The following is a 21,317-nucleotide window of genomic DNA, read 5'->3' on the forward strand; positions in this document are numbered from 1 at the left end:
CTGTGCACGCCTGGCTGCTAGTCTCGCGGCATCCCGCTACCGGAAGCTCCGCTGATGAAAGCCCGTTCGTTGACCTGTGCCTGCCTGTTCACCGTCTCCACCCTGATGCTCGCCGCGCCCGCGATGGCCATCAAGCCTGCCGGCCCGAACGCGCAGGTTGCCATTACCCCGGCCGTGCAGAAGGCCGTGCAGGACAGCCATCGCGATCCGGCCAACGTCAAGCGCGATGCGTATCGCCATCCTGCGCAGACGCTGTCGTTCTTCGGCGTGGCACCGGGCAAGACGGTCATCGAGATCACCCCCGGCAGCGGCTGGTACTCGGAAATCCTCGCTCCGCTGCTGCGCGGCAAGGGCAGCTACGTGGCCGCCGTGGTTGATCCGATGGCCGTGCCCGAGGGCCGTGGCCGCGATTACCAGCAGCGCAGCCGCGAGGGACTGGAGAAAAAGTTCGCCGGCAACGCGGCGGTGTACGACAAGGCCACGCTGGTTGCCTACAACCCGACCGCGCCGGTGTTCGGTGCGGCCAATTCCGCCGACGTGGTGCTGACCTTCCGCAACGTGCACAACTGGCGCAGCGCCAACCAGGCCGAAGGCATGTTCAAGGGCTTCTACAGCGTGCTCAAGCCCGGCGGCGTGCTCGGCGTGGTCGAGCACCGCGCCAAGGCCGACGTGCCCGCCGATGACAAGACCGGGTATGTGGGCCAGAAGGAGGTGATCGCGATGGCCGAGGCCGCCGGCTTCAAACTGGCCGGCAGCAGCGAGATCAACGCCAACCCGCGCGATACCAAGGACTACCCCAACGGGGTATGGACGCTGCCGCCGACCAACCAGCACGAMGCCGCCGACGAGGCCAAGTACCAGGCCATCGGTGAAAGCGACCGCATGACCCTGCGCTTCATCAAGCCCAAGGGCTGATACCGGTCGCGGCTGCGCACGTACCGATCGCAGGTCGGTACGTGCAGGTCGTCCCGTGCGATGCCTGCCGCGCCGCATCGTCGATCAGGCGTCACTGCCGCAGCCATGGCGGCACGCCCGCCCGAGGCTACGGGATGGGACAATGGCGGCTCCATTGCCGCCCGCTCCGCCATGCTGATCGCCTTCAACAAACCCTTCAACGTGCTGTGCCAGTTCACCGACCGCAGCCAGCCGCCGCGCGCGACACTGGCCGGATTCGGCCTGCCGCCGGCGGTGTATGCGGCCGGACGGCTGGACTACGACAGCGAGGGCCTGCTGCTGCTCACCGATGACGGTGGCCTGGCGCACACCCTCACCGATCCGCGGCACAAGGCGGACAAAACGTATTGGGTGCAGGTGGAAGGCACGGTCAGCGACGACCAGCTGCAGGCATTGCGGCGTGGCGTACCGCTCAACGATGGGCCGACGTTGCCGGCGGGCGTGGAGCGTCTGGACCCTGCACCGACGCTGTGGCCGCGCGATCCGCCGGTCCGTTTCCGCAAGACCGTCCCCGATGCCTGGCTGGCGATCACCCTGCGCGAAGGGCGCAACCGCCAGGTGCGGCGGATGACCGCGGCCGTGGGCCTACCCACGCTGCGGCTGGTGCGGGTGTCGATGGGCGCGCATGCGCTGGATGACCTGCAACCCGGCCAATGGCGCGAGATCCGGTAGCGCCACCCCATGGGGGKCTGCGCGCTGTGCCGGGCGTAAAACGCAGCCACCCATGGGGTGGCTCTACCCCGCCCCAAAAAAAACCGCCGGGCGTTGCCGGCGGTTTCGATGCGTCAACGCTGACCCGAAAGGATCAGGCGTCGCTGCCGATGTCGCTGTGTTCGTCCACCACGGTGCTGGCGCGACGGTTGCGGGCGCTGATGCGCTGCGCCTGGCCGTTCACCACCTCGCCGTTGGCGAGCTTCTTCTTCTGCTGCTTGCGGTACAGCGCGTAGCCCAGCAGGCCCACGCCGACGGCGGCAGCGGCGATGGTCACGGCCGGGTTGCGACGCACCACCTTGGCGGCCACCTTGCTGCCGGTCTTCACTGCGCCAAGCGCCGCGCCGGTCTTGATCCAGTCGGTCGCCTGCGGCCCGAAGTGGCGCAGGTTGCTGCCAGCATGCTTGAGGCCGTCACCGGCGGTGCTTGCCAGGTCCAGGGCGCGCTCGAGGGCGCGGTCGGTAATCACAGTCAATCTGCTCATGGGGGGTCCTTTGCCTCGGTTCTGGTCCAGTGTCGCCCTTGGGCCGTGTAGGGCGTGTTATCCGCCAGCCACGACCGGATGACGACTGTAGCCGCTCCTCAGGGCCACCGCCGTGGCACCGGATGACGCGGTCAGCCGCCAGCCATGAATGCGCCGGGCGCGTGAGGGCGCGCCGCCGGCGGCATCATGTCCCGCGCGGCTTGGCCCGATGGGTGGCGGTCGCCGTCCACGGATCGTCCGGCCACGGGTGCTTGGGATAGCGCCCCTTCATTTCCTTTTTTACGTCCGTGTAGGTGTTCGCCCAGAAGTTGCGCAGGTCCTGGGTGACCTGCAAGGGGCGTCCACCCGGCGAGAGCAGATGCAGGGTGAGCGGAATGCGTCCGTCGGCGATGCGCGGGGTGTCGGCCAGGCCGAACAGTTCCTGCAGCTTCACCGCCAGCACCGGAGGCTGCGGGGTGATGCCATCGGCATCGACGGCATAGTGGATCGCCCGCTCCATGCCCGACGGCACGGCGATGCGGACCGGCGCATGGCGATCGATCAACTGACGCTGCGCCCACGGCAACGGCGACTTCAATGCCTCGCCCAGGCTCGCCTCGTCCAGCGCATCCAGACGCGTCTTGCCGTTGAAGGCCGGCGTGAGCCAGCGCGGCAGGCTGTCCATCAAGGCCGCATCGGACAGATCGGGCAGTTCCAGCTCGGGCATCCACGCGCGTACCGCCAGCGCGCGCGCCTGCCACTGGCGCAGGCCGTCGGTCCACGGCAGCGCTTCGAGCCCCAGTTCGGCCACGGCCTCGGTCAGCGCCTGCGCGGCGTGGGCCGGATCCACGCGCCCGGCCGAACGGCTGTCGAGCACGATGCGGTCGAAGCGGGTCTCACGACGCGCCACCAGCGCGCGCTTGTCGGCGTCCCAGCGCACCACGTCTTCCTGTTGGAAGCGCTCGGGGAAATCACGCCGCAGCCGGTTTTCATCGACCGGCGCGGCGCGCAGCAGCAGCGCATCGCGTGCCTCGAAGCGCAGCTCCACCGCCACCAGCCACGGTTCGCCGCGCAGGTCGCTGGGATCGAACAGGCGCGCGCTGCGACCGTTGGCCAGCAGGTAGCGCAGCGGGTCGGTGGGGTGGCGCGCGGCGATGCGGTCGGGGAAGGCATGGGCGAGCAGATCGCCGAGCCGATGCGCCTCCACCGAGGCCGGCGGCGCGGTGTCGCAACGCAGGCGGCGTCGCCATTGTTTGCTGGCCGCATCGATGGCGGCCAAGGCGCCGCGGTTGGCGTCGTGCGGTGCGCGCCCCTGCCGGAACGCGGCCAGCGCACGCCAGCGGGCGGCCAGTGCATCGCCGCCCTGGCGCAGCGGATCGCGCGCTTCCACCAGTGCGGCCAGGTCGCAGGCCAGCGCCTGTTCGACGCCGCCTTCGGCTGCCAGCAGCATCGCCGCCAGCCGCGGGTGCGTGCCCAGGGTGAGCATGCGCCGGCCGAGCGCGGTCAGGGCGCCACCGTCGCGCATCGCACCCAGCCGCTGCAGCAATTCACGGGCGGCGGCCAGGGCGCCGACCGGCGGCGCGTCGACGAAGCGCAGGTCATCGCTGCCCCACGCGGCCAGTTCCAGTGCCAGCGACGCCAGTTCCACCTGCACCATCTCCGGCCGTCGCTGCGCTTCCAGCCGCTGCGACTGCGGCCACAACCGCCATGCCCAGCCGTCGGCAACGCGTCCGGCGCGTCCTGCGCGCTGGTCGGCCGAGGCCTGCGCGATGCTCACCACATCCAGACGCGCAAAGCCGCTGTTGGGGTCGTAGCGCGGTTCCCGCGCCACCCCGGCATCGATCACCACGCGCACGCCGGGCAGGGTGACCGAAGATTCGGCCACGTTGGTGGCCAGCACCACCCGGCGCTGGCCGTTCGGATCGGGCTGCAGCACGCGCGACTGCTGCTCCACCGGCAGCTCGCCGTGCAGCGGCAACACCTGCACCGTCGGCGGCAGCACCTGTTCCAGCGCCGCCTGGGTACGCGCGATCTCGCGCTGGCCGGGCAGGAACACCAGCACGTCGCCGGGATGTTCGGCCAACGCCTGCTCCACCGCGCGGCGCGCCTGCGCCTCCAGCGCTTCCTCGCGGCGTGCGGGGAAATGGCTGATGACCACCGGGAAGCTGCGGCCTTCGCTGCTCAGGCGCGGCGCCTCCAGGAACTGCGCCAGGCGCTCGCCATCCAGCGTGGCCGACATCACCACGATGCGCAGGTCCTCGCGCAGCTGCGCCTGCACATCCAGCGCCAAGGCCAGGCCCAGGTCGGCGGCCAGGTGGCGCTCGTGGAATTCATCGAACAGCAGCGCGCCCACGCCCTCCAGCATCGGGTCGTCCTGCAGCATCCGGGTCAGGATGCCTTCGGTGACCACTTCCACGCGCGTGCGTGCGGACACCTTGTTCTCGAAGCGGATGCGGTAACCGACGGTACCGCCGACCTCGTCGCCCAGCTGGCGCGCCATGAACTGCGCGGCACTGCGTGCGGCGACCCGGCGCGGTTCCAGCATGAGGATCTTGCGGCCCTGCAGCCATGGGGCGTCCAGCAGCGCCAGCGGCACCTGGGTGGTCTTGCCCGCACCGGGTGGCGCTTCCAGCACCAGCCGTGGATGGGTGGCCAGATGCGCGAGGATCTGCGGCAGCAGCGGGGAGATCGGGAAAATCGGCGTGCTCATGGGCCAAGGATACGGGCCGTGGGCGGGGGCGGCGAGACGTGTACGCCGGGGCCGTGCAGGCGGCACGCTAGAATGGACGGGTTCACTGTCCTGTAGCCCCCCATGCACCTGATCGATATCGGCGCCAACCTCACCCACGATTCCTTCGATCGCGACCGCGACGCCGTACTGGCGCGCGCGCGCGATGCCGGCGTGGTGCAGATGGTGATCACCGGCGCCAGCCGCGAGCACTCGCCGATGGCGTTGGAGCTGGCGCGCCAGCACCCGGGGTTCCTGTACGCCACCGCCGGCGTGCATCCGCATCACGCGGTGGAGTACACCGACGCGTGTGATGCGGAGATGCGTGCGCTGCACGCGCATGCCGAGGTGGTSGCGGTGGGCGAATGCGGGCTGGATTACTTCCGCGATTTCGCCCCGCGCCCGGCCCAGCACCGCGCGTTCGAACGCCAGTTGCAGCTGGCCAGCGACGTGCGGGCCGCCAATGGCGCGCGCAAGCCGCTGTTCCTGCACCAGCGCGACGCGCACGCCGATTTCATGGCGCAGATGAAGAACTTCGACGGCAAGCTCGGCGCGGCGGTGGTGCATTGCTTCACCGGCGAGCGCCAGGAACTGTTCGATTACCTGGACCAGGACTGGTACATCGGCATCACCGGCTGGCTGTGCGATGAGCGCCGCGGTGGCCACCTGCGCGAGCTGGTCAGGCACATCCCGGCCAACCGCCTGATGATCGAGACCGACGCGCCGTACCTGCTGCCACGCTCGCTCAAGCCGATGCCCAAGGACCGCCGCAACGAKCCGATGTTCCTGTCGCATATCGTCGAGGAGCTGGCGCGCGACCGTGGCGAGGAAGTGGACGTCACGGCAGCCAATGCGACGGCGGCCACGCGCACGTTCTTCCGCCTGCCCGACGCAGCCTGACCCGCCCCGGCGTCGGTAGTGCCGAGCCGTGCTCGGCAACCGCGCAACGCGCGGCCCAGACCAGGCGTATCTATTGCCCGATCCGGTAGTGCCGAGCCATGCTCGGCAACCGCGCGACGCGCGGCCTACACCGGGCGTATTTATTGCCCGATCGGGTAGTGCCGAGCCATGCTCGGCAACCGCGCGACGCGCGGCCCACACCGGGCGTATTTATTGCCCGATCCGGTAGTGCCGAGCCATGCTCGGCAACCGCGCGACGCGCGGCCCACACCAGACGTATTTGTTGCCGGCCACCCGGGTACCGGAACGGAGAGCAGCCGAGCATGGCTCGGCTCTACCGGTTCGCGGTGACGCGCCCGTCGCCGGCCGCCCACGCATCGGTCAAGCCTTCGCGGTAGGTCGGGAACCGCGGCTGCCACTGCAATGCCTCGCGTGTGCCGCGACTGTCGATGCGCTTGTTGCTGCTATAGAAGCGCCGCAGAGAAGCAGGGACGGCCGGATCATCCCAGGCCTGCGGCGCAGGCAGCGGCAGGCCACTCAGGGCCGCCGCATAGGCCAGCACGTCCTGCGGCGGAGCCGGCTCATTGTCGGCCGGCAGATACAGCGCGTTACCCCGCGGCCGGCGCATCGCTGCGAGCACCGCAGTGGCGAGATCTTCGACGTGCAGCCGGTTGAATACCTGGCCCGGACGCACAACCTGCCGCGCCTTGCCCTGTGCCAACTGCACCAGCGCGTTGCGTCCGCGTCCGTACAGGGCGGGCAGCCGGAACACCGCCGAGGCGAGGCCGTGCGCCCGCGCGAAGGCCTGCCACTGCTGTTCGGCGCGCAGGCGCTTCAGTGCGGTGTCGTCGGTGGCATCGGCCGTCGCGTGCGTGTCGATCCAGCCGCCATCGCGGTCGGCATACACGGCCGTCGACGAAAGGTAGCCCACCCAGCGCAGCGACGGTGCATCCTGCAGCGCCTCGCCGAGCAGGCGCAGGGCGGGATCGCCGTCGGCATCGGGCGGGACACTGCACAGGATCGCATCGGCGGTTCGGATCGCCTCACGCAACGCCGCATCGAGGGCGCATCCCTCGGCCAGACGATGGCGTGGCACGCCGTCGGCCGGCGTGGTGGCGGGATCGCGCACGGTGCCGCTACAGGCAATGCCGTGTGCCTGCAGCAGCGCGGCCAGATGTCGCCCGCCGTAGCCCAGGCCCAGCACCAGCACGCGTGCCGGCGCGGTGTCGGCGGCCATGCTCAGCCCTTGCGCTGCTGCTGGTAGGCCTGCAGGTGCGCATACGCCACGGCCAGCAGGGGCGCCGCCTGTTCGGCGGCACGCGCGCGGACCAGCATGTCGCCGACGATCTGCTCGGCCTCGACCTGCTGGCCGGCTTCCAGGTCGCGCAGCATCGAGGCCTTCAGCACAGAACCGGCCTGGGTGGTCGCGGTCAGGGCGATCTCGCGCGCCTTGGCGGGAATCGGCTCACCGGCGGCGTCGGCCACGGCCAGGCATTCGTCGTACAGCCCGCGCACGATCGCCGCGCCATCATCGGTGGCCACGATCGTGCCGACATCGGCGCGCATCAGGCAGGTCGATGCGGCCAGGGTGGTCAGGAAGGTGTACTTGATCCACTGCTCCTGGCCGATCGCATCGCTGGCCACATGGTCCACGCCGGCCTGCACGCAGGCCGCCGCCAGCGCCAGCACCCGCGCGCTGCTGCCGGTGCCGTCGCGCTCGCCGAAGGTGAGCTTGGCCGCAGGCGCCAGATGCAGCACCGCGCCATCGGCGGCCTTGGTCGCGCTGATGAAGCACAGCCCGCCCAACACCGCATCGCGGCCGAAGCGCGCATCCAGAGCGGCGTAATGGCGCAGCCCGTTGAGGATCGGCAGTACCGTGGTGCGCGGCCCCATCGCCGGCGCGATGGCCTCGATGGCGCTGTCCAGGTCATAGGCCTTGCAGCTCAGGATGACCAGGTCGAACGGCTGCGCCGCCGCCAGCGCGGGCAATGCCTCGGCGCTGACGTGCTGCACCGCGAACGCCGCATCGCCCAGCGGGCTGCGGATCACCAGACCCTCGGCCTCCAGCTGGGCTGCACGCGCCGGACGTACCAGGAAGGTCACGTCCACGCCGGCCTGCGCCAGGCGACCACCGAAATAACCGCCGGTACCGCCGGCGCCGAGGATCAGGATGCGCATCAGCTCCGCATCCCCACACCACGCTTCAGCAGCCACAGCGCGAGCGCGGTGAGCGCCACCACGAAGCCGAGCATCAGCGCGTAGGCCACCCACAGCGGCACGTCRCTGGTGCCCAGCAGGCCGTAGCGGAACGCGTTGACCATGTAGAAGATCGGGTTGGCATGGGTGGCCGCTTCGGCCCAGGTCGGCAGCAGCTTCACCGAGTAGAACACGCCGCCCAGATAGGTCAGCGGGGTCAGGATGAAGGTCGGCACGATCGCCACGTCATCGAACTTCTTGGCGTACACCGCGTTGATGAAACCGGCCAGCGAGAAGATCGTCGCGCCCAGCAGCACCGTGGTCAGCGTCACCAGCGGATGCGGGATGCGCACCGGGGTGAAGAACATGGCGATGATCAGCACGATCACGCCGACCATCAGGCCGCGCAGCACCGCGCCGGACACATAGCCCCACAGGATCACCCAGTTCGGCATCGGGCTCACCAGCAGCTCTTCGACATGGCGGCCGAACTTGGCGCCGAAGAAGGACGAACTGATGTTGCCATAGCTGTTCTGGATCACGCTCATCATCACCAGGCCCGGCACGATGAACTGCATGTAGCTGTAGCCGCCCATCTCGCCCACGCGCGAGCCGATCAGGCCGCCGAAGATCAGGAAGTACAGGGTCATGGTGATCGCCGGCGGCACCAGGGTCTGGCCCCAGATGCGCAGGATGCGCGCCACTTCGCGGCGCACGATGGTCATCAGCGCGATGCGGTTGCGCTGGCCGTCGGTCAGGACCGGGGTCGGGGTGCTGCTCATGCCACGTTCTCCTGGTTGCCGGTGAGGCGCACGAACAGCTCCTCCAGGCGGTTGCTCTTGGTCCGCATCGAACGCACCCGGATGCCGGCGGCGTTCAAGGCGTCAAAGACCCGGTTGAGGTCCATCGCGCGCGGCATGTCCACATCCAGCGTGTGGCTGTCGGTGGCGATCAGGATGGCGCCTTCGATTTCCGGCAGCTGGGCCGGCAGGCTGCCGTCGATGTCGAACAGGAAGCCTTCCACGTCCAGCTTGGCCAGCAGTTCGCGCATCGGGCCCTGGGTGACGATCTGGCCGTGGTTGATGATGGCCAGGTTCCGGCACAGGTGCTCGGCTTCTTCCAGGTAGTGCGTGGTCAGGATGATCGTGGTGCCGGCGGCATTGATCTCCTTGAGCACGCGCCACATGTCGCGGCGGATCTCGATGTCCACACCGGCGGTGGGCTCATCCAGGATCAGCAGGCGCGGGCGGGTCATCATCGCGCGGGCGATCATCAGCCGGCGCTTCATGCCGCCGGACAGGGTACGGCTCATCACCTGCGCCTTCTCCCACAGATGCGCGCGCTTGAGCTCCTCTTCGGCCATCTTCTCGGCCTCGGCGCGGGCCACGCCGTAGAACCCGGCGTAGTTGACCAGGATGTCGAAGGGCTTCTCGAACAGGTTGAAGTTGATCTCCTGCGGGACCAGGCCGATCAGGCGCATGGTCGCACTGCGGTTGCGCACCAGGTCGCTGCCGAAGACCTCGACCTGGCCCTCGCTGAGGTTCACCAGCGAGCTGATGATGCCGATCAGGGTGGACTTGCCGGCCCCGTTGGGGCCCAGCAGGGCGAAGAAATCGCCCGGGAGGACGTCCAGCGAGACGCCCTTCAGGGCCTGGGTGCCGTTTTCGTAGGTTTTACGGAGGTCGCGGACCCGCAGGGCGGGGGCCGTACCGGTCGCGGGAGTGTTCTGGGAAGCCAAGCTCTTGCCTTCGCGCCTGCGGGCTGGCGCTGGATAGGGGCGGGGAGCGGCTATTATAGAAGACCCCGAGGGCTTGCCCCGGCTACACACTGTCCCGAAAAGTCGTGCCTGCCCAATTCCCCCTCAAACTGGTCGACCGGCGCATGCTGGCCCCGACCGTCGGCCACTACCAGTTCCTGCGTGATGACGGCCAGCCGCTGGATTTCCAGCCCGGCCAGTTCATCCAGGTCCATTTCGAGTACGCCGACGGCACCGCCACCAAGCGCAGTTACTCGCTGGCCACCATTCACAACCACGCCCTCGGCGCGGGCGAAGCGGTCGATATCGCGGTCAGCTTCGTCCCCGGCGGCGCCGCCACGGCCCTGTTCGAGGGCCTGGACATCGGCGGCCACGTCACCGCCAGCGGCCCGTTCGGCCGGTTCTGCCTGCAGCCGGGCGACCACAACGCGCGCTACCTGCTGATCGCCACCGGCACCGGGGTCACCCCCTACCGCTCGATGCTGCCGCTGCTGGCCACCGCCATGGCCGAGCGTGGTGTCGACGTGGTGCTGCTGCAGGGCGCCCGCACGCCGGCCGAACTGCTCTACAGCGACGACTTCCGCGCCTTCGCCGACGCCCACCCGGGCTTCCGCTACGTGCCGTGCCTGTCGCGCGAGCTGCCCGACAACCCGCACCCGGACGTGCGCCACGGCTACGTGCAGCAGCACCTGGCCGAATTCGCGCCCAACCCGGCCACCGACATCGCCTACCTGTGCGGCAACCCGGACATGGTGGATGCGACGTTCGAGGCGTTGAAAGAGGCGGGGCTGCCGACGCCGCAGGTGCGGCGGGAGAAGTACGTCAGTAGCAAGTAGGCCGCTGCGCTGACCGGGGGCAGCCAACGCCGCCCCCGGTGGTGCACTCAGTACGGAATCCAGGCGTCGCGCCAGGCCGRTCCGGTCCCGGGGCGGTAGGCGTCGGCGTCGGTGTTGCACCAGGCGCCTTCCGGGAACGGCCGGCACGCATACAGCTGGCCATCGCTGCCCTTCACCACGGTCTGGCCCGGAATGTAGCGGCCGATACCGGCGGGGTAGACGAAATCGTAGTCACCCTCCGGCGGCGGCACTTCCGGTGTCCGTACATCGAGCTGGAACCGGTGGCCCGCCGAGAGGTACACGCGGTTGTCGGTGGCCGAGGCTATCGGCGTGACCACCCCATCGCGCATCACCCCCACCCGCGCGTGGGTGGCGCTGGCGTTGACCTGCCGGGCCAACTGCAGCGGCCACTGCGCAGGGGCGGTCTGGCCGCTGGCCAGCGTGGCCTGCACCGTTTCCACGTCCTGCCCGGCGGCAGTGAACACGCGCAGCGACAACACCGTTCCAACCGGCAGTTCGCCGCGTGCGGTAAGCGGACCGGCGTCCTGCCAGCCGGGCGGGGGCGTGCCGCCGTCGCCGTCGAAGCGCACGTCCATGCAGGTGTAGAACGCCTCGCCGGAATCGGCACGTTGCCAGGTGTTGTAGATCACATGCGGGCCAGTGCGCCTGGGCAACTGGCATTCCAGCGTGTAGGTGCCATCGGGCGACAGCGGCGTATTGCCCAGCGTGCAGAACTTCTCCAGGTCGCCCCAGCCCATCGGTGAACCGGGCTGCCAGCCCTCGCGCGTGACGAAGAACTGCCAGTCACGCGTTACATGCGGTGCCGAGGCCTTGAATACGAAGGTGAAGCGGCCATTGGCATCGGCCTGGATCGGCGTGCGCTGCCAGTCGCTGCGGTCCAGGTCCAGGCCACGGAAGGTGGGGTTGTTGCCACTGCACAGCGCCCCGTCCGGCACCACGGCCTGGTGATTGCCGTTGGCGTGGGCTTGGTTGATGCCCGCCCAGTCGTAGAACGCCTGGGCGCCACCAACCGCCTTGGCGGCGGCGCAGGCCGGGTTGGTCGGGTTTTCCGGATTGCCCTGGAAGCAGGCGTACACCCGGCTGATCGGCGTGGTCATGGTGCCGTGGGCGTGCGCGGTCGCGCCGGCCGCCAGGCCGCCCAGCGCCAGTGACAGCGCGATCAGGGAACGGGAATGTCGAGAGGTCATGGTGTCTCCGTAAGCAGGGATGAAAGGCGCGGCCGGCATCGGTGCGTCGGCGGGGGCGATGGGGCGCGCGCCGCCGAGTATCTGGCGCTGTCAGGAAATTCCTAATGGGATTTATTGCAGTGGATGCGCGTTGGGACAGTCATCAATGTGCGTCTGGGCAGCGCATCCCAGAACGTTGCGGAATGGCGTCGATACCGCGACGGCTTTGCCACGCCGCCGCGCACGCTAAACTGCGCGCCGTTCCGATGCCCGAGGCCGCATGTCCCTGGATTTCCCCACCGTCGCGGTCCTCGGCTACCTGCTGTGCCTGGGCATTGCGTTGGGCTTTTCACTCCTGCTGCTGGTCCTGCGCGGGCAACCGGCGCTGCGCCTGTGGACGGCCAGTCTGTGGCTGCTGGCGCTCAGCTTGACCTCGGTGGCGCTGCGTGCGCAGTTGCCGGTGGTGCCGCTGGTGATCTTCGGCAATGCGGTATTGGCGCTGTCGGCGGTGGCGATGCTGTACGGCGTGGCGCGCCACCTGCAGCGGCGACTGCCGAGCTGGCAGCCGGCGCTGCTGGCCGGTGCGTACGTAGCCGGCATCGTGGTGTTCGTGGTGCCGTTACCGAACCTGGCCGTCCGGCTCAACGTGGCCAGCCTGTTCTCTGTCCTGGTCAACAGCTGGATGGCCTGGATGCTGGTCCGACATGCACCGCCCGAGCAGCGCACCAGTTGCTGGCTGGCCGCGGCGATCTTCGGGGCTGAAGCGATGGTGTACCTGGTGCGGCTGTGGTTGCCGGTGGCGCCCGATGCCGGGCAGGACATCTTCCGGGCTGGCGCGCCGATGTTTGCCACTTACCTCGCGGGCATCTTCCTGGAACTGGCCCGCTGCTTCGCCCTGGTGCTGCTGCTGGTGGAGAAGATGCTGGTCGACCTGCGCCGCGCGGCACGCACCGATGGACTGACCGGCCTGCTCAACCGCGGCGYGGTGCTGGCCGATGGCCAGGCGTGCCTGCAGCAGTGCCAGCGGCAACAGCAACCGTTGGCCCTGCTGCTGCTGGACGTAGACCACTTCAAGCAGGTCAACGATCGCTGGGGGCACATCGCGGGCGACCAGGTCCTGCGCCACTTCGCCACGGTCCTGTCCAGCAGTCTGGCCGGGCAGCAGCCGTTGTTGGGCCGCTACGGCGGCGAGGAGTTCGTGCTGCTGCTGCCGGGCGCCGACCATGCCCGGGCCACGCAACAGGCCGACCACATCCGCGCGCAGCTGCAGGCTTGCCCCGCCTGCCTGGGCGATGTGCCGGTCATGGTCACCACCAGCATCGGGTTGGCTGTCGACACTGGGGCGCACGACCTGGCGGCCTTGCTGGCCGCCGCTGACCGGGCGCTCTACCAGGCCAAGGCCGACGGCCGCGACCGCACCGTCAGCGCGGTTCCAGTGACTGCCTGAGCCTGGCCGAGGCACGGCATCGGTACTCGCGGCAGTGTGCGCGTCACATCCAGCGCGCCCCGCCGTCATGGCATGCTGAGACCCTTCAATCCAGGATGCGATCGAACATGCGAGTTTCCTGCCGTCCCTTGGCGACCGGAGCAGCCTTGCTGCTGCTGGCCGCCTGCCAGGCCACCCCGGATACCCCGGCGGAGGGCGCGCAACGCCAGTACGGAACACTGACGTTCAAGCCGTGCACGCTGACCAGCACCCAGGCCAGCGACAACGTCGAAGCCCAGTGCACCACCCTGCAGGTGGCCGAGAACCCGGCCGCGCCCACCGGTCGCAAGATCGGCTTGAATATCGCGTGGCTGGAAACCAGCAACGAAGGCGAGGGCAAGCACGACCCGGTGTTCTTCCTGGCCGGCGGGCCGGGCCAGGCGGCTACTGAAGTGGCGGCGGTGATCAACCTGGCCCTGCGCGAAGTGCGCAAGCAGCGCGACATCATCCTGGTCGACCAGCGTGGCACGGGTAAATCCAATCCGCTGACCTGCGTGGGCGCCGACGGCAAGGAGATGGCGCTCGATGACGCCGCTACCCCGTCCACCCAGCTGATCGCCGATTTCGCCCGGCAGTGCGCCGCATCGCTGGCTGATCGCGCCGACACCCGTTTCTACACCACCACCCAGGCCATCGGCGACATCGATGCGGTGCGTGCGGCCCTGGGCGCGGACAAGATCAACCTGATCGGCGGCTCCTACGGCACCCGCGTGGCCCAGCAGTACGCCGCGCACTACCCGCAGCACACCCGTGCGGTGGTGATCGACGGCGTGGCCCCCAACGACGTGGTGGTGGGCGGTGATTTCGCCGACACCTTCGAAACGGCCATCGACCTGCAGGCCGAGCAGTGCCGCAAGGACGCCGCGTGCGCCAAGCGCTTCCCGGTCGATACCCGCACCCAGCTGAAGAACGTGATGACCGCGCTGGCCAAGGCCCCGGTCGAGGTCGAGTACCGCGACCCGGGCACCGCCGAGGCCAAGCGCGACGTGCTCACCGCCGACTCGGTCACCGGCCTGGCCTTCATGTTCTCGTACATGCCCGAGCTGTCCTCGCTGCTGCCGGTGGTGCTCGACGAGGCCGCGCACGCGCGCTACGCGCCGCTGATGTCGCTGAGCAGGATGGCCGGTCGCACGCTGGGGGTGCAGATGAACCGGGGCATGCAGTGGTCGGTGATCTGCGCCGAGGATGCCGACCGTTACCAGRAGCCGGCCGTCAATGATCGCCTGCTCGGGCCGGAAGTGGCGCGCATGTTCTTCGCCGCGTGCCCGGGCTGGAACGTCGGCACGCGCCCGAAGGACTTCACCGCCCCGCTGAAGAGCGACCTGCCGGTGCTGCTGCTGTCGGGCCAGTTCGATCCGGTCACCCCGCCGCGCTACGCCGAGCAGGTGCTCAAGACCCTGCCCAACGGCCGCCATCTGGTCGCCAAGGGCCAGGGCCACGGCACCCTCAACGCTGGCTGCATGCCGCGCCTGCTCGGCCAGTTCATGGACAAGGCCGACGCCACGTCGCTCGACGCCACCTGCCTGGACGCGCTGAGTCCGGTGCCGGCCTTCACTTCGTTCAACGGATGGGCACCATGATCGTCGCCGAGAACCTGCATAAAGCCTTCAAGACCAAGACCGGCCTGATCAAGGCGGTGAACAACGTCGGCTTCCATGCCGAGGACGGCCAGATCACCGGCCTGCTCGGSCCCAACGGCGCCGGCAAGACCACCACCATGCGCATGCTGTACACGCTGATGACGCCTGACGAAGGCCGGGTGATGGTCGATGGCATCGACGCGGCTGCCGACGCGGTGGCGGTGCGCCGCCGGCTGGGCGTGCTGCCCGATGCGCGCGGGGTCTACAAGCGCCTGACCGCGCGCGAGAACATCGCCTACTTCGGCCAGTTGCACGGCATGAGCGGGCCGCAGATCCGCGAGCGCACCCAGGTGCTGTCGCAGGCGCTGGACATGGAAGACATCCTGGACCGCCAGACCGATGGTTTCTCGCAGGGCCAGCGCACCAAGACCGCGATCGCCCGCGCGCTGGTGCACGACCCGCGCAACGTCATCCTCGACGAGCCCACCAACGGCCTGGACGTGATGACCACGCGCGCGCTGCGCGGCTTCCTGCGGGGTCTGCGCAACGAGGGCCGCTGCGTCATCTTCTCCAGCCACATCATGCAGGAGGTGGCCGCGCTGTGTGATCGCATCGTGATCATCGCCCACGGCACGGTGATGGCCGCCGGCACGGCCGATGAGCTGCGCGCACAGACCGGGGAAGACAACCTGGAAGATGCCTTCGTCAAGGTGATCGGTTCGGAAGAAGGATTGCACGCATGAGTTCGTTCGCCACGTTGTTGACCGTGATGCGCAAGGAACTGCGCGATCTTTCCCGCGACCGCCGCACCCTTGCGCTGACCCTGCTGCTCGGCCCGCTGCTGTACCCGATCCTGATCCTGGGCATGGGCAAGCTGGCCGAAAGCCGGGTCAAGACCCAGATCGACAAGCCACTGGACATCGCCACCATCGGTCGCGAGCACGCGCCCAACCTGGTGCGCTTCCTGGCCGCGCAGGGACTCAATGCGGTGGATGCCCCCAAGGACCTGACCGAGGCCATCCGCGACCAGCAGATCGACGTCGCGTTGCGGATCAGCCCGGACTTCGGCGAGGACTGGGCCGAAGGGCGTCCGGCGCTGGTGGAGATCGTCAAGGACAGCACCCGCCGCGCCGCCGACATCCCCAGCATGCGCCTGCAGACCGCGCTGGCCGGCTACAACCAGCAGGTGGGTGCGCTGCGCCTGCTCGCCCGTGGCGTGGATGCACAGGTGGCCCGGCCGCTGGAGCTGGCCACGCAGGACCTGGCCACCGCCGAGGCCAAGCGCGGTCAGGTGCTGTCCTACCTGCTGCCGGTACTGCTGACCATCACCTCGTTCCTGGGCGGCGCCTACCTGGTGATGGATACCACCGCCGGCGAGCGCGAGCGCCAGTCGCTGGAGCCGCTGCTGGCCACCCCGGCGCCGCGCAGTGCCATCGTCAGTGGCAAGATCGCCGCCGCCTGCATGGTGGGCATGGCCTCGCTGCTGCTGACATTGTTGGCGTTCAAGCTGAGTGCGCAGGTGTCCAGCAGCGGGGCAGGGCGACAGCTCAACATGGGCTTCCTGCCGATGCTGCAGATGCTGCTGATCATGCTGCCGATGCTGTTCATCGGCACCTCGCTGCTGACGTTCCTGTCGGCGGCGGCCAAGAGCATGAAGGAAGCCCAAAGCCACATGACCTGGCTGATGCTGCTGCCGATGCTGCCCGGGTATGCGCTGATGGTGTACCCGCTGAAGAGTGAGCTGTGGCAGTTCGCGGTGCCGTTCCTGGCGCAGAACCAGATGCTGCTGAAGATCATCCGCCATGAGCCGATCAGCGCGCAGATGTGGGGCGTGTACCTGGCCGCTGGCTTCGGACTGGCGGCGGTGCTGTGGTACGCGGCGGTGCGTCGTTACCACCAGGAGCGGTTGGCGATTTCGGGGTGAGTCGTGCGGGGCGATGGCGACGCTGCCATCGCCCCGCTATCGATGCTCGCGTTGGAGCCAAGGGCGCAATCCGCGGATGGGTTGTGATCCCCCGCCGATGGTTCAGGTGCTTGCGGTTGGTAGTGCAGCCACGCATGGCGTGGCTCTACCGGCCCCGAACCCGGGTAGAGCCACGCCATGCGTGGCTGCCTTGCAACGAGAAACACGGAACCAACAAAAAGCCCGGCGCACGCCGGGCTTTTTGTTACCGCGATCGGCCAGCGATCAACCGCCCGGCGCGAAGGCCAGCGTGCGACGCGTGGTCACCGGTGCACCGACCGGTTCGAACTTCCAGCGCTTGACCGCGTTGAGCGCTTCGCGATCGAACACGCGCGAGGGCGTGGCGCGCAGCACGCGGGCGTTGGTGACCGAGCCGTCGGTGCCGACGGTGATTTCCACCAGCACTTCGCCGGACGTGCCCGACCGCAGCGCCTCGGCCGGGTAGCGCGGGGCCGGGGTGCTGACCGGGCGCAGGCTGGGTGCGGCGGCGGCCGGTGCAGCGGCCTGGCGGGCAGCGGTGGCCTGCTGGGCGGCGGCGGCCTGCTGGCGCTGTTCGGCCTCGCGGCGGGTCGCGGCCTGGCGCTCGGCCTGGCGCTCGCCGTCGCGGCGGGCGGCATCCTGCTGGGCGGCGATGGTGCGGGCCGCTTCGGCTTCGGTGGCCTGCTGCTGGGCCTGGCGCTGCTGGTCGGCCAGCTGCTTGGTGCGGCTTTCGGCGTCCTTCTTGACCTTGTCGGTCTCTTCCTGGGTGCGCTTGAGCGCGGTCTGCATGCCGCCGCTGATGCCCTGCTTCAGGCGCGGCAGCGCCGGTGCGGTGGCGTCGACCTTTTCGATCAGCGCGACCAGCCGCTGCGATTCGGCGAAGTCCTCGCGGCCCAGGCTCTGCTCGGCCGCGATCAGGGTGTAGGGCAGCAGGTCGGTCAGCGCGCTCTTGACCGAGGCGTCATCGGGGGTCTTGTCGCGCAGCGCCAGGTAGTACTCGATGGCGTTGTCGCCGGCCGGGGCGTACATGCGGTTTTCGCGCAGGGCCTGGCTGGCCAGGTCGCGCAGCTGGTCGGTGCCCATCGACTGCACCTTGGCCGAGACCGCCGGTGCGGCCGGCGCCGCCGGCGTGGCGGTGGTGGCGGTCCCTGCGGCAGGCGCGGCCGGTGCCGGTTCGTCCTTGCCCGAGCAGGCGGCCAGGGCCACCAGCAGGGTCAGCGGCGCAAGCAGGCGCGCCTTGGCGATCGTGTTGACGTGCGACATCCAACTCCCCTTTGAAGACGACGATACGTAAGGCCCGATGCGGTCAGGCTGGCCGAGGCCCATGGACGTTTCCCGACGTCCACGGCAGTACTGCAGGTGTGCAATCTAGCACCCCCTCGCCCGGCCGGGGGCCGGGCGGCGAGGGCAGGCCGGCATCGTGACCGATGCCGGCGCCGCCGGGCAAGCGTCAGTGCGACAGCGTCTTGCTGGGCGTGCCGCTCATCAGCTTGTCGGTGTAGGCGATGCCGATCGCCGACAGGATGAAGGCGGCATGGATGATGGTCTGCCACATCACCCCGGTGGAGGTGAACGCGGTGCACTTGAAGGCCACTGCGGCGCTCGGGCCGGCGGCTGCAACGGCGCTGGCCACCGCCTGGATGTAGACATCGCTGTTGCACGAGGGAAGGCTGTCCAGGCTGCCGGCGGCGATGAAGGTCTTGAGCAGGTGGATCGAGGAGATGCCGATGATTGACAGCGCCAGCTTCACCTTCAGCACGCTGGCATTGACGTGGCTGAGCCATTCCGGCTGGTCGGGATGGTTCTCCAGGCGCAGGCGCGAGACGAAGGTCTCATAGCCGCCCACGATCACCATCACCAGCAGGTTGGAGATCATCACCACGTCGATCAGGCCCAGCACCAGCAGCATGATTTCCTGCTCGCCCATGCTGTTGGCCTTGTGCAGCAGGTGCCACAGTTCCTTGCCGAACAGGAACACATACACGCACTGCGCCAGGATCAGGCCCAGGTACAGCGGCAGCTGCAGCCAGCGCGAGGCGAAGATCAGGGACGACAGGGGGCTGATGGGCTTTTCGGGGGCGCTCATGCTGGAATGCTGCGTTGCGGGGGACGCGGCAGGTTAACGGGTCCGCCGTGACCCCGCCACCCAACCGACGCACTAGACTCCAGACTTACCCATCCGCGAGTGCGCCGCCATGATCGACCTGTACTACTGGCCCACCCCCAACGGCCACAAAGTCACGCTGCTGCTGGAAGAGCTGGGCCTGCCGTACCAGATCAAGCCGGTCAACATCGGCGCCGGCGACCAGTTCAAGCCCGAATTCCTGGCGATCTCGCCCAACAACAAGATGCCGGCCCTGGTCGACCACCAGCCCGCCGACGGTGGCGCCCCACAGAGCGTGTTCGAGTCCGGCGCGATCCTGCTGTACCTGGCCGAGAAGACCGGCCGCTTCGTGCCATCCGATGCACGCGGCCGGGTGGCGGTGCTGGAGTGGCTGTTCTGGCAGATGGCCGGGCTGGGCCCGATGAGCGGGCAGATGGGCCACTTCAACGTGTATGCGCCCGAGCAGATTCCCTATGCCATCGAGCGCTACAACAACGAAGTGCGCCGCCTGCACGGGGTGATGGACAAGCGCCTGGCCGACAGCGCTTTCCTCGGCGGTGCGGAATACAGCATCGCCGACATGGCCAGTTACCCGTGGATCGGGGCATACGAAAAGCTGCCGGTGGATTTCGCCGCCTTCCCGCACCTCAAGCGCTGGCACGAGGCCATCGCCGCGCGCCCGGCCACCCAGCGCGCCTATGCGCTGCGCCAGAAGGTCAACCCGGACGCCGGCAAGCCGCTGAGCGAGGAAGAGCGCAGGCACCTGTTCGGCCAGCGCTGAGCCGGGACTACCCGCCGCCGCCCCGCTCCAGACATCCCCACCGACCCAGAGGGTAGTGCCGGCCGCTGGCCGGTTCCCCAAAACGCCCGCCGCAGCCGCACCCCGCCCAACCGCCGGCACGGGCGCAAGGCTTTTGGTTAGGATGAACTGCTCCCCGTCCGCCCCGCGCGGGCGGGGAACGTCCAGACGCTGCCGGAATCCTTCATGCGCCACCTGTTTGCTTCACTTGCCCTCATGCTCGCTTCGACCACGCTCGCCCACGCCGAAAAGCTGACCCTGGAGGCCATCACCGGCCCCTTGCCGTTGTCCGGCCCGACCCTGATGAAACCCAAGGTCGCCCCGGACGGCTCGCAGGTCAGCTTCCTGCGCGGCAAGGACGCCGACCGCAACCAGCTGGACCTGTGGGCCTACGACATCGCCAGCGGCACGACCCACCTGCTGGTCGACTCCAAGGTAGTGCTGCCGGGCGAAGAAACCCTGAGCGATGCCGAAAAAGCCCGCCGCGAGCGCCAGCGCATCGCCGCGATGACCGGGATCGTCGATTACCAGTGGTCGCCCGACGCACGCACCTTGCTGTTTCCGCTCGGCGGCGAGCTTTACCTGTACGACCTGAGCAAACAGGGCAAGGCGGCGGTACGCCAGCTCACCCACGGCGAAGGGTTCGCCACCGATGCCAAGCTCTCGCCCAAGGGCGGGTTCGTCAGCTTCGTGCGCGCGCGCAACCTGTGGGTGATCGACCTGGCCAGCGGCAAGCAGATCCAGCTCACCGGCGACGGCAGCGACACCATCGGCAACGGCGTGGCCGAATTCGTTGCCGATGAGGAGATGGACCGCCACACCGGTTACTGGTGGGCGCCGGACGACTCGGCGATCGCCTTTGCGCGCATCGATGAAAGCCCGGTGCCGGTGCAGAAGCGCTATGAGATGTATGCCGACCGCACCGAGATGATCGAGCAGCGCTATCCGGCGGCCGGCGACCACAACGTCACCGTCAAGCTCGCGGTGATCGCGCCGAAGGCCGATGCCGCACCGCGCTGGATCGACCTCGGCCGCAACCCGGACATCTACCTGGCACGGGTGGATTGGCGCGATCCGCAGCGCCTGACCTTCCAGCGCCAGTCGCGCGACCAGAAGCGCCTGGAACTGATCCAGGCCGATCTGGCCAGCGGCCAGCAGCACACGCTGGTCACCGAAACCTCCAGGACCTGGGTGCCGCTGCACAACAGCCTGCATTTCCTGAAGCAGGGCGGCTTCGTGTGGTCGTCCGAGCGCAGCGGTTTCGAGCATCTGTACCGCGTCTCCGACGACGGCAAGACCGTCACCGCGCTCACCAGCGGTCACTGGCCCGTCGATGAACTGCTGGCCGTGGACGAAGCCGCCGGCAAGGTGTACTTCCGCGCCGGTGTCGATTCGCCGCGCGAAAGCCAGATCTACGCCGTGCCGCTGCAGGGCGGCACGCTGCAGCGCCTGTCGCAGGCACCGGGCATGCACAGTGCCAGCTTCGCCAAGAATGCCAGCGTCTACGTGGACAGCTGGTCCAACACCTCCACCCCGCCGCAGATCGCCCTGTTCCGCGCCAACGGCGAGAAGATCGCCACCCTGGTCGAAAACAATCTGCGCGATCCGCAGCACCCCTACGCGCGCTACCTGGATGCGCAGCGCCCGGTCGAGTTCGGCACGCTTACCGCTGCCG

The 21,317-nt window shown here is 68.9% G+C and carries 19 protein-coding genes; 10 read left to right on the forward strand and 9 right to left on the reverse strand.

The annotated features are described in order from the left end of the window. The first annotated feature begins 51 nt into the window (after window positions 1–51). Together ACXJKH_RS00175 and ACXJKH_RS00180 are read left to right on the forward strand one after the other, a co-directional pair. Entirely contained in the window at window positions 52–915 is an 864-nt protein-coding gene (locus ACXJKH_RS00175; protein WP_457317842.1) for a class I SAM-dependent methyltransferase, read from the forward strand. A gap of 171 nt (window positions 916–1,086) precedes the next feature. Further along, complete coding sequence (locus ACXJKH_RS00180; RefSeq protein ID WP_457317843.1) at window positions 1,087–1,626, forward strand: pseudouridine synthase; 540 nt, start codon at window positions 1,087–1,089, stop codon at window positions 1,624–1,626. 133 nt (window positions 1,627–1,759) lie between these two features. Here ACXJKH_RS00180 and ACXJKH_RS00185 read toward each other — a convergent pair whose 3' ends face one another. Together ACXJKH_RS00185 and hrpB are read right to left on the reverse strand one after the other, a co-directional pair. Then, window positions 1,760–2,149, reverse strand: coding sequence for a hypothetical protein (locus ACXJKH_RS00185; RefSeq protein ID WP_256774846.1), 390 nt, complete (start codon window positions 2,147–2,149; stop codon window positions 1,760–1,762). A gap of 184 nt (window positions 2,150–2,333) precedes the next feature. Then, complete coding sequence (gene hrpB / locus ACXJKH_RS00190; RefSeq protein ID WP_457317830.1) at window positions 2,334–4,838, reverse strand: ATP-dependent helicase HrpB; 2,505 nt, start codon at window positions 4,836–4,838, stop codon at window positions 2,334–2,336. Between the two features lie 102 nt (window positions 4,839–4,940). Between hrpB and ACXJKH_RS00195 the strand changes: the two genes are divergently transcribed. Further along, window positions 4,941–5,756, forward strand: coding sequence for a TatD family hydrolase (locus ACXJKH_RS00195; RefSeq protein WP_457317831.1), 816 nt, complete (start codon window positions 4,941–4,943; stop codon window positions 5,754–5,756). A 334-nt stretch (window positions 5,757–6,090) separates the two neighbouring features. On the opposite strand, the gene ACXJKH_RS00200 is transcribed toward ACXJKH_RS00195, so the two are convergent. The 4 genes from ACXJKH_RS00200 to ACXJKH_RS00215 are packed head-to-tail and all read right to left on the reverse strand — an operon-like array spanning window position 6,091 to window position 9,690. Then, the gene (locus ACXJKH_RS00200; RefSeq protein ID WP_457317832.1) at window positions 6,091–6,993 is read right to left on the reverse strand and encodes an NAD-dependent epimerase/dehydratase family protein; all 903 of its coding nucleotides are present in this window, start codon (window positions 6,991–6,993) and stop codon (window positions 6,091–6,093) included. Window positions 6,994–6,995: 2 nt separating this feature from the next. Next, a complete protein-coding gene (panE, locus tag ACXJKH_RS00205; protein WP_457317833.1) occupies window positions 6,996–7,934 on the reverse strand; it encodes a 2-dehydropantoate 2-reductase in 939 nt (312 codons plus the stop codon). After that, complete coding sequence (locus tag ACXJKH_RS00210; protein ID WP_256774841.1) at window positions 7,934–8,734, reverse strand: ABC transporter permease; 801 nt, start codon at window positions 8,732–8,734, stop codon at window positions 7,934–7,936. The genes panE and ACXJKH_RS00210 overlap by 1 nt, the downstream gene beginning before the upstream one ends. After that, window positions 8,731–9,690 (reverse strand): ABC transporter ATP-binding protein, encoded by a 960-nt coding sequence (locus tag ACXJKH_RS00215; RefSeq protein ID WP_256774840.1) that lies wholly within the window; start codon window positions 9,688–9,690, stop codon window positions 8,731–8,733. The genes ACXJKH_RS00210 and ACXJKH_RS00215 overlap by 4 nt, the downstream gene beginning before the upstream one ends. A 104-nt stretch (window positions 9,691–9,794) precedes the next feature. On the opposite strand from ACXJKH_RS00215, the gene ACXJKH_RS00220 reads away from it, so the two are divergent. Further along, window positions 9,795–10,544 carry a ferredoxin--NADP reductase gene (locus ACXJKH_RS00220; RefSeq protein ID WP_256774839.1) on the forward strand — a complete coding sequence of 250 codons (750 nt, stop codon included), beginning with the start codon at window positions 9,795–9,797 and terminating at the stop codon, window positions 10,542–10,544. 47 nt (window positions 10,545–10,591) lie between these two features. On the opposite strand, the gene ACXJKH_RS00225 is transcribed toward ACXJKH_RS00220, so the two are convergent. Beyond that, window positions 10,592–11,752 carry a lytic polysaccharide monooxygenase auxiliary activity family 9 protein gene (locus ACXJKH_RS00225; RefSeq protein ID WP_457317834.1) on the reverse strand — a complete coding sequence of 387 codons (1,161 nt, stop codon included), beginning with the start codon at window positions 11,750–11,752 and terminating at the stop codon, window positions 10,592–10,594. A 259-nt stretch (window positions 11,753–12,011) separates the two neighbouring features. Here ACXJKH_RS00225 and ACXJKH_RS00230 point away from each other — a divergent pair, with 259 nt between their 5' ends. The 4 genes from ACXJKH_RS00230 (at window position 12,012) to ACXJKH_RS00245 (ending at window position 16,721) form a co-directional block, all read left to right on the forward strand. Then, complete coding sequence (locus ACXJKH_RS00230; protein ID WP_457317835.1) at window positions 12,012–13,178, forward strand: GGDEF domain-containing protein; 1,167 nt, start codon at window positions 12,012–12,014, stop codon at window positions 13,176–13,178. A gap of 107 nt (window positions 13,179–13,285) precedes the next feature. Further along, entirely contained in the window at window positions 13,286–14,797 is a 1,512-nt protein-coding gene (locus ACXJKH_RS00235) for an alpha/beta hydrolase (RefSeq protein WP_457317836.1), read from the forward strand. Continuing rightward, the gene (locus ACXJKH_RS00240) at window positions 14,794–15,540 is read left to right on the forward strand and encodes an ABC transporter ATP-binding protein (RefSeq protein WP_457317837.1); all 747 of its coding nucleotides are present in this window, start codon (window positions 14,794–14,796) and stop codon (window positions 15,538–15,540) included. The genes ACXJKH_RS00235 and ACXJKH_RS00240 overlap by 4 nt, the downstream gene beginning before the upstream one ends. Then, window positions 15,537–16,721: an ABC transporter permease gene (locus ACXJKH_RS00245; protein ID WP_256774834.1), complete on the forward strand. Its 1,185-nt coding sequence runs from the start codon at window positions 15,537–15,539 to the stop codon at window positions 16,719–16,721. Before ACXJKH_RS00240 ends, ACXJKH_RS00245 begins: the two co-directional genes overlap by 4 nt. A 264-nt stretch (window positions 16,722–16,985) precedes the next feature. On the opposite strand, the gene ACXJKH_RS00250 is transcribed toward ACXJKH_RS00245, so the two are convergent. After that, window positions 16,986–18,002, reverse strand: a complete 1,017-nt coding sequence (locus tag ACXJKH_RS00250) for an energy transducer TonB (protein WP_457317838.1) — start codon at window positions 18,000–18,002, stop codon at window positions 16,986–16,988. Between the two features lie 187 nt (window positions 18,003–18,189). After that, a complete protein-coding gene (locus ACXJKH_RS00255; protein WP_457317839.1) occupies window positions 18,190–18,825 on the reverse strand; it encodes a TIGR00645 family protein in 636 nt (211 codons plus the stop codon). 109 nt (window positions 18,826–18,934) lie between these two features. Here ACXJKH_RS00255 and ACXJKH_RS00260 point away from each other — a divergent pair, with 109 nt between their 5' ends. Together ACXJKH_RS00260 and ACXJKH_RS00265 are read left to right on the forward strand one after the other, a co-directional pair. After that, window positions 18,935–19,624: a glutathione S-transferase N-terminal domain-containing protein gene (locus ACXJKH_RS00260; protein ID WP_457317840.1), complete on the forward strand. Its 690-nt coding sequence runs from the start codon at window positions 18,935–18,937 to the stop codon at window positions 19,622–19,624. Between the two features lie 204 nt (window positions 19,625–19,828). Continuing rightward, window positions 19,829–21,317, forward strand: a 1,489-nt coding sequence (locus ACXJKH_RS00265; RefSeq protein WP_457317841.1) for a beta-propeller domain-containing protein, incomplete at its 3' end; no start/stop codon positions are given.

It is taken from the genome of Stenotrophomonas sp. P5_B8, assembly GCF_054049855.1.